This is a genomic window from Serratia sp. AR11, assembly GCF_056376275.1.
Genome location: NZ_CM150739.1, coordinates 4,958,164 through 4,971,148 on the forward strand (window position 1 = coordinate 4,958,164; position 12,985 = coordinate 4,971,148).

Below are 12,985 nucleotides of genomic sequence, written 5' to 3' on the forward strand. Positions count from 1 at the left end.
GCCCCCCCACCGAACCGTACGTGCACATTTCTGTGCATACGGCTCTCCATTGGATCAAACAAAGCTTCTTCGGTCTGGCAGTGTTCCTCTGTGAAGGTTGACGTGACAGGTCCGGCAGATCACTAATGTTTTCCTGTTACGGGCAATCATCAGCTTCTTCCAGTTATCTGTACCCGACTTGATATCCTTAAGTTTCCTCACATGGTGGACTTCAAAAGGACCGGTTCTGGTACCGCAATATTCACATTGGCATGCAGCCATCCTGTCCAGCAATTCAGTTCTACCAGAATATTTATGCGTGTTCGGCAATATATCCGGTGAACTGTGTTTTGGCGCACTCCTGTTTTTGAGTCTAAATACCTCCAACTCATATACCTTTCCATTACGATTTTCCCGATAAACATACCTGCCATCCGCTTGCCTTAACCGCCGCGCGATTTTGGTGCGTGACATCCGATGTTTACCTGCCAGCGTCTTATAAAGACTATTTTCCCATATCCAATGCAACTTATTGAGATAGAGAACGGGGGTAAGATTGTAGTAATTCGCATAGCCGCGCATTTCGGCGTTGTACTGACCAATTATTTCATAGTCAGACATGTGCATCATTGCTGGCCGACCAGCACTATTACCATATCCGCCATCGTAATTCCCATAGCCACGTAGAGAGCAGAATTTCAGGATTCTTTCCCTCGGTACACCCAGATGGACGTGTTCCGTTATCGTACGTTTTACCGCATGAGTTTTACTTCCATCTGCATTAAGCCCTACAACACATTTGACCTGTTTGCTTTCACGGCGTGTTTTAATTTCATAACCGAGAAAAGTGAATCCTTTCTTTGGGTCAATAATGCCGGATTTCTCTTTTGATATTTCCAGATGAAGTTCAGTTTCAACAAAATTGACAACCTCTTTCATTATCTTTTTTGCCTCATTTTTACTTCCTGTCACACCAATCAGAAAATCATCAGCATATCGAACATACCGCATTCTTTTGAATTCAGAATCATCCATAATAACACTAGATAGTGTGCGCAATTTTTTCTCCAGTTCATCCGCTTCATGTCTCCATTTTTGGATTTTCTGCTCATCAGCAGGCATTCCGGAAGCGCCGAAACCTTGCCTGATCCATTTAATACGATTTGCTCGGTTCTGTAGTGCTCTTTTGTATATGGGATTGGGTTTCCTCCGTCCCCCTTTGCCGAACTCGTTGATTCTATTTTTCATAAACTCATCAAGTTCATGGAGAAATACATTGGCAAGAATAGGGGAGATAATACCACCTTGCGGTGTCCCGCTATGGGTGCCAAAGTAACGCCAGTTGTCCAGATAGCCAGCCTTCAGGAACTTCTTGAGAAGCGCCAGAAATTTGTTATCAGCGATCCGCTTACTCAGGAATTTCAGCAGCAGATCGTGGTCAATGTTGTCGAAGTAACCTTTGATATCAACATCACATACCCATTTTGTTCCTTTCCAACGGTTTCTGATTTCTTTTAATGCAGAATGACAGGAACGTTTAGGCCTGAATCCATAGCTCCAGTCGCTAAAAACCGGTTCATAGATTTCTTCCAGTAACATCCTCATTACCTCCTGTATTAACTTATCGTCTCCAGTTGGAATACCTAATGGACGTTTCTTTCCATTCGGTTTTCGGGCATCTTTAGGTATGTGCGTGCGCCTGCAAGGTTTAGGCTTATACGAGCCTGAATTTATAAGCTGAATGAGATTAATAATCCTGTCCACGCTCATTTCATCCATCGTATTATTATTTATTCCTCTCGTCATGGCTCCCTGATTAGAATAAATATTGGCATAGGCCTGTGCCCAAAGATCTTTATTGCTACACATGATTTTGTGCAGCTTCTTGATCTTATAACCTTGTGTACTGGCTTTGTTTATACCACTTAGAGCATTGAGTGTTCTTTGTGATAGCACTGACTATCGAACCTCGCTTCTATTAGTATAGTTCCAACTGACTCCCTTCCCCCTTACGAATATAATTTCACCGATAATTGCTTATCAATTTATATATATTTTTCAGATTGGTTAGCCAATTGCGACTCCATTACAGAGCTACGTTGGGTACTACGGAGCCTCCGTTACCATATTGGTTAATTACATAACCAACTTAGGTAATCCCGTATTTCTTTGTAGTCAAGGTGCATCCCACTTAGGTTCCACTTACGTTCAATTACCACTCTCACCGAGCAGGTGCCAATATTGTTGGATATAGTAACCTTCTAAAAATAATTACTATAAATACTGGTATGACTCCTGAATAACCGTGAGTCAAAGGCATCCCGAAACCCACTATGAACTATGATTCAACCAATCAGGCTTAACCATATGGGACTTGCAATGGCTGGCGCAAAGTAGGTTATTTCCCCGCAACCAGCCTTTTCCTGACATGCTACACTCCCCTCCCTCTTTCGAGGTTCAAACCCATTACTGGGTAAGGATAAGTCAGGCTTGCAATAGGCTCTCCAACAGCCTATGGTTAACTCAGAACGTTGAGTTAACCACTTGATTTACAAAGCAAAACGGCGCACTCAGAAAGGAATATCGTCGTCGAAGTCCATTGGCGGTTCGTTGCTGCTGGCTGCCGGCGCATTGTTTTGCGCTGGGCGAGCCTGCTGGCCACCGCTGAACTGGTTGCCGCCTTGCGGCTGTTGAGGCTGACCCCAACCGCCCTGACCACCGGAAGCCTGACCACCGCCTGCAGGTGCACCGCCGCCTTGACGGCCGCCCAGCATCTGCATGGTGCCGCCCACGTTTACAACGATCTCGGTGGTGTATTTTTCAACGCCAGCCTGATCGGTCCACTTACGGGTTTGCAGAGCGCCCTCGATATACACCTGGGAACCTTTACGCAGATATTCGCCCGCCACTTCAGCCAGCTTGCCGAACAGCACAACGCGGTGCCACTCAGTCTTTTCTTTCTGCTCGCCAGTCGCCTTGTCACGCCAGCTTTCGGAGGTCGCCAGGGTAATGTTGGCCACTGCGCCGCCATTCGGCATGTAACGGACTTCTGGGTCTTGGCCCAGATTCCCGACCAGAATTACTTTGTTTACGCCTCTGCTGGCCATGAGAACTCTCCTGAAGATTGATTTTTACACAGTATAAACGAGTAAGTTTAACACGCTCAGCCCGAAACGACACCCGTGTTGATAACTGCGTATTCTATTCCAGAATTGTCGTTCCGATCGACCTTGTTGCATTCGTATACTGGATATTCATTCAGGTTTTTTTGTGTCATAATTATGCGTTTCGTACTGGCTGTGCCGGTTTTTTGCGCGTTCGATCACAAAATCGTCCGTAAATCACCCAGACAGGCGCGGTGTATCATCAAGACGGGAAGTGTAAATGGACAATATCGAAGTTCGTGGTGCTCGGACCCATAATCTCAAAAACATCAACCTGATTATCCCGCGTGACAAGCTGATCGTCGTCACCGGTTTATCCGGTTCAGGCAAGTCCTCGCTGGCTTTTGATACTCTGTATGCCGAAGGGCAGCGTCGCTACGTTGAGTCGCTCTCCGCCTATGCACGCCAGTTCCTCTCGCTGATGGAAAAACCGGACGTCGACCACATTGAAGGCCTGTCTCCGGCGATCTCCATCGAGCAGAAATCGACCTCACATAACCCGCGTTCTACGGTCGGTACCATCACCGAGATCCACGATTACCTGCGCCTGTTGTTTGCCCGCGTCGGCGAACCGCGCTGCCCGGAGCACCATGTGCCGCTGGCGGCGCAAACCGTCAGCCAAATGGTGGACAACGTGCTCAACCAGCCGGAAGGCAAACGCCTGATGCTGCTGGCACCGGTGGTAAAAGACCGCAAGGGCGAGCATACCAAAACGCTGGAAAATCTGGCCACCCAGGGCTATATCCGTGCGCGTATCGACGGTGAAGTCTGCGATCTTTCCGATCCGCCAAAATTGGAGCTGCAGAAGAAGCACACTATCGAAGTGGTGGTCGATCGCTTCAAGGTGCGTGACGATATGTCACAGCGTCTGGCGGAATCGTTCGAGACCGCGCTGGAGCTGTCCGGCGGCACGGCCGTCGTCGCCGACATGGACGACGAGAAAGCCGATGAGTTGCTGTTCTCCGCCAACTTCGCCTGCCCCATCTGCGGCTACAGCATGCGCGAGCTGGAACCGCGGCTGTTCTCGTTCAACAACCCGGCCGGTGCCTGCCCGACCTGTGACGGCCTGGGCGTGCAGCAGTTCTTCGATCCGGAACGTGTGGTACAGAACCCTGAGCTTTCGCTGGCCGGCGGCGCGATCCGCGGCTGGGATCGCCGTAACTTCTATTACTTCCAGATGCTGCGCTCGTTGTCGGAGCATTACGCGTTTGACGTCGAAGCGCCGTTCAACAGCCTGGATGCCAACGTGCAGAAAGCGGTGCTCAGCGGTTCCGGCAAAGAAACCATCGAATTCAAATATATCAACGATCGCGGTGATACCACCGTGCGCCGCCATCCGTTCGAAGGCGTGCTGCACAATATGGAACGCCGCTATAAAGAGACCGAATCGAGCGCGGTACGCGAAGAGCTGGCCAAGTTTATCAGCAACCGTCCTTGCGCCTCGTGCCACGGCACCCGCCTGCGTGAAGAAGCGCGCAACGTGTTCGTTGAAGACACCACGCTGCCGGAAATCTCCGATCTGAGCATCGGCCACGCCATGAGCTTCTTCCAAAACATGAAGCTCAGCGGCCAACGCGCCCAGATTGCCGAGAAAGTGCTGAAAGAAATTGGCGATCGCCTGAAGTTCCTGGTGAACGTCGGCCTGAACTACCTGTCGCTGTCGCGCTCGGCGGAAACCCTGTCCGGCGGTGAGGCACAGCGTATCCGTCTGGCCAGCCAGATTGGCGCCGGTTTGGTGGGCGTAATGTACGTACTGGACGAGCCGTCAATCGGCCTGCATCAGCGCGACAACGAACGCCTGCTGGAAACGCTGATCCACCTGCGCAACCTGGGTAACACGGTGATCGTGGTTGAGCATGACGAAGACGCCATCCGCGCCGCCGATCACGTGATCGACATCGGCCCCGGTGCCGGGGTGCATGGCGGCCAGGTGGTGGCAGAAGGTACCGTCGAAGACATCATGGCGCAGCCGGAATCACTGACCGGCCAGTTCCTCAGCGGCAAACGTGGGATTGCCATTCCTGAGCAACGTGTACCGGCCGATCCGACCAAGGTGCTGAAACTGAGCGGCGCACGCGGCAACAACCTGAAAGACGTGACGCTGACGCTGCCGGTGGGGCTGTTCACCTGTATTACCGGGGTTTCCGGCTCGGGCAAGTCAACGCTGATCAACGACACGCTGTTCCCAATCGCCCAGCGCCAGCTCAACGGCGCCACCCTGGCCGAACCGGCACCGTTCCGCGAAGTGACCGGTCTGGAGCATTTCGACAAGGTGATCGACATCGATCAAAGCCCGATCGGCCGTACTCCACGTTCTAACCCGGCGACCTACACCGGCATCTTCACCCCGGTGCGTGAACTGTTCGCCGGCGTGCCTGAGTCGCGTAGCCGTGGCTACAACCCAGGCCGCTTCAGTTTTAACGTCAAGGGCGGCCGCTGCGAGGCCTGTCAGGGCGACGGCGTGATCAAGGTGGAAATGCACTTCCTGCCGGATATCTACGTGCCGTGCGATCACTGTAAAGGCAAGCGCTATAACCGCGAAACGCTGGAAGTGAAGTACAAAGGCAAAAGCATTCACGAAGTGCTGGAGATGACCATCGAAGAGGCGCGTGAATTCTTCGACGCGGTGCCTGCATTGGCGCGCAAACTGCAAACCTTGATGGAAGTGGGCCTGTCGTACATCCGTCTCGGCCAATCGGCCACTACGCTGTCCGGCGGCGAGGCGCAACGCGTCAAGCTGGCACGTGAGCTGTCGAAACGCGGTACCGGCCAAACGCTGTATATCCTGGATGAGCCGACCACCGGTCTGCACTTCGCCGATATCCAGCAACTGCTGGCGGTGCTGCATCAGCTGCGCGACCAGGGCAATACCATCGTGGTGATTGAGCACAATCTGGACGTGATTAAAACCGCGGACTGGATCGTCGATCTGGGGCCGGAAGGCGGCAGCGGCGGCGGTGAGATCCTGGTGGCGGGTACGCCGGAAACCGTGGCCAACTGCGAAGCTTCACATACCGCGCGCTTCCTCAAGCCGTTACTGAAGAAGAAGTAATCCCTGCCCGGCGGGCCGTTCCTGTAGCGGCCCGCGCTATTACCTGTTTCGCTCAAATTGAACAGAAACAGGCAAGATTTAGACATTTTCAGGCATTTCCCTCCCCGCTCGCAGCTTTTATCATCAATGTTCCCTCTGTGGCCACCTGCTGTATCCAGGCCGCGTCTCACCGGCATCCTGCTGCCGGAAATCGTTCCCCACCCTTTGATGACTGGAGTGACCATGAACATTACGCACGCCTATGCCGCGCACGACGCCAAGTCAGCGCTTGTTCCTTTTGATTACACGCCGCGCACCCTGCGCGACCACGATGTGCAAATCAACGTTCTGTTCTGCGGCGTCTGCCATTCTGATCTGCACCAGGCCCGCAACGAATGGAGCAACACAATTTTCCCGGTAGTGCCCGGCCACGAGATTGTTGGCCGCGTAAGTGCCGTCGGCAGCCATGTTTCACGCTATCAGGTCGGCGATTTGGTCGGCGTGGGTTGTATGGTGGACTCTTGCCGTAGCTGTCCGAGCTGTGAAGAAGGGCTGGAGCAATACTGTGAAAACGGCTTTACCGGCACCTATAACGGACAGGATCGGCAAACCGGTGCCATCACCTACGGCGGCTACTCAACCGCGATGACCGTGGACCAGGACTTTGTGCTGCGGGTGCCGGAGAACCTCGATCCGGCCGGTGTAGCACCACTGCTGTGCGCCGGTATCACCACCTATTCCCCGTTGCGCCAATGGGGTGCCGGCCCCGGTAAAAAGGTTGGCATTGTTGGTCTGGGCGGATTAGGACATATGGGGGTCAAATTGGCCCGGGCGATGGGCGCGCATGTGGTGCTATTCACCACCTCCGAGTCCAAAGTCGAGGATGCCAAACGCCTCGGTGCCCACGAAGTGGTCATTTCCCGTGACCCGGAACAGATGGCGCAGCACACCAACAGCTTCGACTTTATTCTTAACACCGTCGCAGCCCAGCACGATCTGAACCCGTTCCTTAACCTGCTACGCCGCGACGGCACCCTGACGCTGGTCGGTGCCCCGGAACACGATCACCCGTCACCGCAGGTGTTTAATCTGATCATGAAACGCCGCCGCCTCGCCGGTTCGCTGATCGGCGGTATTGCAGAAACCCAGGAGATGCTGGATTTCTGTGGTCAGCACGGTATTACCTCGGACATCGAACTGATTCCGATGCAGCAAATCAACCAGGCCTATGAGCGGATGCTGAAAAGCGACGTGAAATACCGATTCGTGGTGGATATCAACTCGCTGCGAGTTTAACTCTAAGGGCGCCATTCATTGTGGCGCCCGATTTTTGCTTACAGTTGTTTAATCACCCGTGCCGGGTTGCCGCCGACCACACAGTTGGCGGGTACGTCTTTAGTGACCACCGCCCCGGATGCCACCACCACGTTATCCCCCAGAGTCACGCCAGGGTTAATCACCGCCCGACCACCAATCCACACGTTGTCGCCAATGCACACCGGCTTGCCGAACTCCGCACCGCCGACGCGCGTTTCCGCATCCAACGGATGGGTGGCAGTGTAGATATGCACCCCTGGTGCCAGCATGCAGTTATCACCGATATGCACTTCACACACGTCGAGGATCACGCAGTCAAAATTGGCGTAAAAGTTCTTACCCAGGTAGATGTTGTAGCCGTAATCGCAGCGAAACGTCGGCTCGATGGTTCCCCCCTGATACTGGCCCAACAGCTCCGCCAGCCACTGTTTACGCAGGTCAGTGTCATCCGGGGAAGAATGGTTGTAATGGTGCACCAACTGGCGTGCATGCTTACGCTCGCTGCGCAGTAGCTCGTCGCCGGCATCATACAACTCGCCGGCAATCATCTTGCGTTTCTGTTCACTCATGGCCATCTCACGGCATCCTTTAATCTGGCGGCTTATGGAGTAAAAAGCCTAGTCGTTTCCGGCATAGATTAAAACGGGAACGTTCCCATTCTCGAATCACGATCACAGTTTGAAAGGTAGACAGGAAGATAGGCGATTAAAAAGGCAGGCGGTGCGCCTGCCCTCAACGCTTAAGCGCGCAGTTCCTGGCGCACGTGGTCAGGTAACCCTTCCAGCACCAACTGATATGAACTGTCGATCAGGGTATAAAACTGCGAGTTCGGCAGGTTGCCGTCAAGAAACACCGTATTCCAGTGCGCTTTGTTCAGCCGCTCACAGGCGACGATCTCCGGATGGTGTTCCCGCAGGCTCTCCGCCAGTTCCGGGCTGGATTTTACCGCCAGCGCCGGCCGCCCCTGCACCTCGCACACCATGGCGAACATAACGTCGCCAACCTTGATCTGACTGGCCTGCCACTGGTTCTGGTCGCTCTGTTCCGCGCCCGGCTTCGCCATGCAGTATTCCAGCAGTGCTGTGTTATTCATTGGGTTATTCCCCCTGTAAAGTGGCCACAACCCGGCGTGAACCGCCGTGAATGCGGTGCTCCCCCAGCCAAATTCCCTGCCATGTGCCCAGCATCAGTCGCCCGTGACCGACAGGCAACGTCAGGGACGTGCCCAACAGAGAGGATTTGATGTGTGCCGGCATGTCGTCCGGCCCTTCATAGTCGTGCTGATAGGGTGCGTTCTCTGGCACCTGACGCAGGAAATGCTGTTCCATGTCGGCTCGCACCGTAGGATCGCAGTTCTCGTTCAGCGTCAGCGAGGCCGAGGTATGTTGCAACAACAGATGCAACAGGCCAGTTTGCAGGCGGTGTAAGTGGGTTAGCTGGTCGGTAATCTCTTCGGTAACCAGATGAAAACCACGCGCTTTTGCGCTGAGGATTAGCGTTTGCTGATGCCACATGAGTGAGCGCCCCTCAATCAGTATATTCTCTATCCAGTTTGCAGCAACTCCGGCGGCAAACCGACAACAAAAAGGGAGCGATATCGCTATCGCTCCCTTGCGAACTTCAAACCCTAACAACATTATTGCACTGCGGCAAACGCCTCGGCCACCTGATGCACGTTGTTATGGTTCAGGCCGGCCATGCAGACACGGCCGCTGTGGATCAGGTACACACCGAACTCTTCCCGCAGGCGATCGACCTGTGCCGCGCTGAAACCGGTGTAGCTGAACATACCGCGCTGTTCCAGCAGGTAATCGAAGTTACGCTGCGGCAGAGCAACTTTCAGCGCTTCCACCAGCGTTTTACGCATCTCAAGGATGCGGGTACGCATGATTTCCACTTCTGCCAGCCACTGGGCTTTCAGTTGCGTATCGTTCAGCACCTTCGCCACCACCTGCGCACCGAAGTTCGGCGGGCTGGAATAGTTGCGGCGAACCGTGGCTTTCAACTGACCCAATACGCGCCCCGCCGCCTCTTCGCTTTCGCACACCACCGACAGGCCGCCGACGCGTTCGCCGTACAGCGAGAAGATTTTCGAGAACGAATTACTTACCAGGCATGGCAGACCGGCCGCAGCCATAGTGCGGATGGCATAGGCATCATCGGCAATCCCACCGCCAAAACCCTGATAGGCGATATCAAGGAACGGGATCAGTTCACGTTCGGCAATCACTTTGACCACTTCATCCCACTGGGCATGAGTCAGGTCAGAGCCGGTCGGGTTATGGCAGCACGGGTGCAGCAGCGCGATGCTGTGCTTCGGCAGCTGTTTCAATGCGCTCAGCATGGCGTCAAACTTCACGCCCAGGCTTTCGCTGTCGAAGTAGGGATAGGTATTGACCTTGAAGCCGGCACCGCCAAAGATGGCGATGTGGTTTTCCCAGGTCGGATCGCTGACCCACACCTGCGAATCCGGGAAATAGCTTTTCAGGAAGTCGGCACCGACCTTCAGCGCGCCGGAACCGCCCACGGTTTGAATGGTGGTGATACGCCCCTGTTGCAACATCGGGTGCTCGGCGCCGAACAGCAGATGCTGAATGGCAGTACGGTAAGGCTGCAGGCCTTCCATCGGCAGGTACACTGACGCGCCGTGGTCCACGCTGCTCAGTTGCGCTTCTGCGGCGGCAACCGCCTTCATCTGCGGGATAATGCCCTGCTCGTCATAGTAAAGGCCGATACTCAGGTTAACCTTGTGCGAACGGGGATCTTTTTTGAATTTTTCCATCAGCGACAGGATCGGGTCACCTGCATAGGCATCAACGTTCTGAAACACGGGTTGTTCTCCTGGATTATTAGGGTTCGGGGGCACAGCATCAGGCTCTAATATAGACGGAAAAGGCCGTTCAGTTTGAGCTTTATCTCGCAACCGGCAACAAACCGTTTTCCTTGATTCGGTTGAGCACCACCGCCGTTTTGATATGCGCCACGCTTTTATGCCGCGACAGCGTCTGACTGATAAAGTCGTCCAGCGCCGGCAGGTCCGCCACCGCCACCTTCAGCAGATAATCAGCATCGCCGGTAGTTTTATAGGCGTCAAGAATGGCGTCCACTTCTTCCAGCATCTGGTGGAAACTGTCGATCTGCTCCTGGGCATGGTGAGTCAGGCTCACTTCTATCAGCCCCACCAGCCCCAGCCCGACGGCCTCCGGTGCCAGCCGTGCATGGTAGCCGCGGATCAGCTGTGCCTGCTCCAGACTGATGCGCCGCCGGGAACACTGGGAGGCCGACAACCCCACCAGATCGCTCAGTTCCTGATTGGTCAGACGGCCATTGGCCTGTAGCAGCGTCAGGATTTTCATATCAAAATCGTCAATGTTGTACATAGCCACCTGTAAACTGTGTTAATAAATGTTGACGTTACAGCCTATCAGTTTTTTGACTGTGGATACCCTTCCCCCACCGAGGTTGTGAAGCGCACAGCAGCAATGCCGAACGTTTCCAGCTGCTAATGGCATAAAAAGTGGGTAACTCGCGCAAGTCAGCGACAATTAACGCCTAAAGAGCGCATAAAACCACGAATGTATAAAAAGGACGCCGATGAAAAAATTATTACCTCTCGCACTGCTGGTTGCCGCCGGGAGCGCCAGCGCTCAATCGCACCTGGATAAGGTGATCCAGCAGGGCACACTGGAAGTGTGCACCACCGGCGATTACAAGCCTTATACCTTCCTGAAAGAAGACGGTAGCTATGAAGGCATTGATATCGATATGGCGGAATCGCTGGCCAAAAGCCTGGGCGCCAAAGTGAAATGGGTAAAAACCAGTTGGAAAACCCTGACGCCGGACTTCGTCGCCGGTAAATGCGACATCGCCATGGGCGGTATCTCCGTCACGCTGCAGCGTCAAAGGCAGGTATTTTTCGCCGACATGCTGGATACCGACGGCAAGATCCCATTGGTACGCTGCACCGACGTGAAGAAATACCGCACCATCGACCAGATCAACAAACCGTCGGTGCGCCTATTGGAGCCGGCGGGCGGCACCAACGAAGCCTTCGTGCACGCCTATCTGCCCAAGGCCAAACTGACGCTGACCCATGATAACGTGGGGATTTTCCAGCAGTTGGTCGACAAGAAAGCCGACGTCATGATCACCGACGCCTCCGAGGCGCTGTATCAGCAAAAACGTTTTCCGAAACTGTGCGCGGTAAATCCCAAAAAACCGATGCAGTACGGCGAGAAGGCCTACATGCTGCCGCGTGATGATTTAAGCTGGAAGTTGTATGTGGATCAGTGGCTGCACCTGTCCAAAGCGACCGGTGAGTATCAGAGCATTATCGATCAATGGCTGGCGGTAAAGAAATAACGCGTTATTGATTGGGGCCGGCAGGCGCTGGCCCCTCACAGGCTATTCGCCGATGTATTCCATCGACACGCGCTGCGTTAGTTTGGTAATCAGTTCATAAGCGCTGATGCCGGTACAGTCGGCAATTCGTTCGACCGGTAAAGCCTGGCCCCACAGCACCACTTCATCGCCAACCTTATCGGTGGCCTCCGGCCCCAGATCGACCGACATCATGTCCATCGACACCCGACCCACTATCGGCACTTCACGGCCGTTAAGCCACACAGGCGTTCCCGTAGGTGCGCTGCGCGGGTAGCCGTCGCCATAACCCATTGCCACCACACCCAAACGGGTATCACCTGCGCTAACCCAGGTGCCGCCGTAGCCCACAGATTCACCGGCTTTGTGTTCACGCACCGCGATCAGGTTGGATTTAAGCGTCATCGCCGGTTGCAGGTCATACTGACAGCCCTGAGAGCCTTCCATCGGTGAAACACCGTACAGGATAATGCCTGGGCGTACCCACTCGTTGTGCGCATCCGGCCACAGCAGAGTGCCACCGGAGGCGGCGATCGAACGCTGCCCCGGTTTGCCGGCGGCAAAGCTTTCGAAACACTGTATTTGCTTGAGCGTCGTGTCCGACTCAGGCTCATCAGCGCGGCTGAAATGGCTCATGATATTAACCGGCTGCACCACGTTACGGCAGGCGCTCAGACGCTGATAGAACGCCTCCGCCTGCTCCGGGCGCACGCCCAGGCGATGCATGCCGGTATCGAGCTTCATCCACACCGGCACCGGGCGCGCCAACGTGGCCTGCTCCAGCGCTTCAAGCTGTTCGATGCTGTGTACGGCGGTTTCGATGTTATTGGCCACCAACACCGGCAGGTCTTCGGCACAGAAGAAACCTTCCAGCATCAGGATCGGTTTGACGATACCGCCGGAGCGCAGCATCAATGCCTCGCCAATGCGCGCCACGCCGTAGCAGTCGGCGTCTTGCAGGGTGTGCGCTGTTTCCAGCAGGCCATGTCCATAAGCGTTTGCTTTCACAACGGCAATCAGGCGACTTTGCGGCGCCTGACGGCGCACCTGTTGCAGATTATGTCGCAGAGCGCGGCGGTCGATTACAGCGGTTGCCGCTTTCATTTCAGTTCCT

General features: G+C 54.5%; 11 protein-coding genes. 3 read left to right on the forward strand and 8 right to left on the reverse strand.

Translation table 11 applies throughout. The features are described 5' to 3' along the window. Positions 1 to 54: 54 nt before the first annotated feature. Complete coding sequence (locus ACSOSI_RS23415) at positions 55 to 1,935, reverse strand: group II intron reverse transcriptase (protein WP_476706244.1); 1,881 nt, start codon at positions 1,933 to 1,935, stop codon at positions 55 to 57. A gap of 614 nt (positions 1,936 to 2,549) precedes the next feature. After that, positions 2,550 to 3,086, reverse strand: coding sequence for a single-stranded DNA-binding protein SSB1 (gene ssb1, locus ACSOSI_RS23420; protein ID WP_017894189.1), 537 nt, complete (start codon positions 3,084 to 3,086; stop codon positions 2,550 to 2,552). A gap of 277 nt (positions 3,087 to 3,363) precedes the next feature. Here ssb1 and uvrA point away from each other — a divergent pair, with 277 nt between their 5' ends. Together uvrA and ACSOSI_RS23430 are read left to right on the forward strand one after the other, a co-directional pair. Beyond that, positions 3,364 to 6,195 carry an excinuclease ABC subunit UvrA gene (uvrA, locus tag ACSOSI_RS23425; RefSeq protein WP_012147134.1) on the forward strand — a complete coding sequence of 944 codons (2,832 nt, stop codon included), beginning with the start codon at positions 3,364 to 3,366 and terminating at the stop codon, positions 6,193 to 6,195. Between the two features lie 222 nt (positions 6,196 to 6,417). Next, a complete protein-coding gene (locus tag ACSOSI_RS23430) occupies positions 6,418 to 7,470 on the forward strand; it encodes an NAD(P)-dependent alcohol dehydrogenase (RefSeq protein ID WP_261409373.1) in 1,053 nt (350 codons plus the stop codon). Between the two features lie 38 nt (positions 7,471 to 7,508). Here ACSOSI_RS23430 and maa read toward each other — a convergent pair whose 3' ends face one another. The 5 genes from maa to ACSOSI_RS23455 form a co-directional block, all read right to left on the reverse strand. After that, the gene (gene maa, locus ACSOSI_RS23435) at positions 7,509 to 8,066 is read right to left on the reverse strand and encodes a maltose O-acetyltransferase (protein WP_476706245.1); all 558 of its coding nucleotides are present in this window, start codon (positions 8,064 to 8,066) and stop codon (positions 7,509 to 7,511) included. 164 nt (positions 8,067 to 8,230) lie between these two features. After that, entirely contained in the window at positions 8,231 to 8,584 is a 354-nt protein-coding gene (locus tag ACSOSI_RS23440; RefSeq protein ID WP_012147137.1) for an MmcQ/YjbR family DNA-binding protein, read from the reverse strand. A gap of 4 nt (positions 8,585 to 8,588) precedes the next feature. Then, complete coding sequence (locus tag ACSOSI_RS23445) at positions 8,589 to 9,005, reverse strand: secondary thiamine-phosphate synthase enzyme YjbQ (protein ID WP_017894193.1); 417 nt, start codon at positions 9,003 to 9,005, stop codon at positions 8,589 to 8,591. A gap of 122 nt (positions 9,006 to 9,127) precedes the next feature. Continuing rightward, entirely contained in the window at positions 9,128 to 10,321 is a 1,194-nt protein-coding gene (locus tag ACSOSI_RS23450) for an amino acid aminotransferase (RefSeq protein WP_476706246.1), read from the reverse strand. An 82-nt stretch (positions 10,322 to 10,403) separates the two neighbouring features. Continuing rightward, positions 10,404 to 10,871, reverse strand: a complete 468-nt coding sequence (locus ACSOSI_RS23455; RefSeq protein ID WP_012147140.1) for an Lrp/AsnC family transcriptional regulator — start codon at positions 10,869 to 10,871, stop codon at positions 10,404 to 10,406. Between the two features lie 214 nt (positions 10,872 to 11,085). On the opposite strand from ACSOSI_RS23455, the gene ACSOSI_RS23460 reads away from it, so the two are divergent. Beyond that, entirely contained in the window at positions 11,086 to 11,853 is a 768-nt protein-coding gene (locus tag ACSOSI_RS23460) for a transporter substrate-binding domain-containing protein (protein WP_012147141.1), read from the forward strand. Between the two features lie 42 nt (positions 11,854 to 11,895). Here the strand turns inward: ACSOSI_RS23460 and alr are convergent, their stop codons facing one another. Further along, entirely contained in the window at positions 11,896 to 12,975 is a 1,080-nt protein-coding gene (gene alr, locus ACSOSI_RS23465; RefSeq protein ID WP_012147142.1) for an alanine racemase, read from the reverse strand. Positions 12,976 to 12,985: the final 10 nt, after the last annotated feature.

Excerpts from the sequence above, each read along its gene's own strand:
- ssb1 (WP_017894189.1), bottom strand. The coding sequence starts at position 3,086 with ATGGCCAGCAGAGGCGTAAACAAAGTAATTCTGGTCGGGAATCTGGGC.
- uvrA (WP_012147134.1), top strand. The coding sequence starts at position 3,364 with ATGGACAATATCGAAGTTCGTGGTGCTCGGACCCATAATCTCAAAAAC.
- ACSOSI_RS23430 (WP_261409373.1), top strand. The coding sequence starts at position 6,418 with ATGAACATTACGCACGCCTATGCCGCGCACGACGCCAAGTCAGCGCTT.
- maa (WP_476706245.1), bottom strand. The coding sequence starts at position 8,066 with ATGGCCATGAGTGAACAGAAACGCAAGATGATTGCCGGCGAGTTGTAT.
- ACSOSI_RS23440 (WP_012147137.1), bottom strand. The coding sequence starts at position 8,584 with ATGAATAACACAGCACTGCTGGAATACTGCATGGCGAAGCCGGGCGCG.
- ACSOSI_RS23445 (WP_017894193.1), bottom strand. The coding sequence starts at position 9,005 with ATGTGGCATCAGCAAACGCTAATCCTCAGCGCAAAAGCGCGTGGTTTT.
- ACSOSI_RS23455 (WP_012147140.1), bottom strand. The coding sequence starts at position 10,871 with ATGTACAACATTGACGATTTTGATATGAAAATCCTGACGCTGCTACAG.
- ACSOSI_RS23460 (WP_012147141.1), top strand. The coding sequence starts at position 11,086 with ATGAAAAAATTATTACCTCTCGCACTGCTGGTTGCCGCCGGGAGCGCC.
- alr (WP_012147142.1), bottom strand. The coding sequence starts at position 12,975 with ATGAAAGCGGCAACCGCTGTAATCGACCGCCGCGCTCTGCGACATAAT.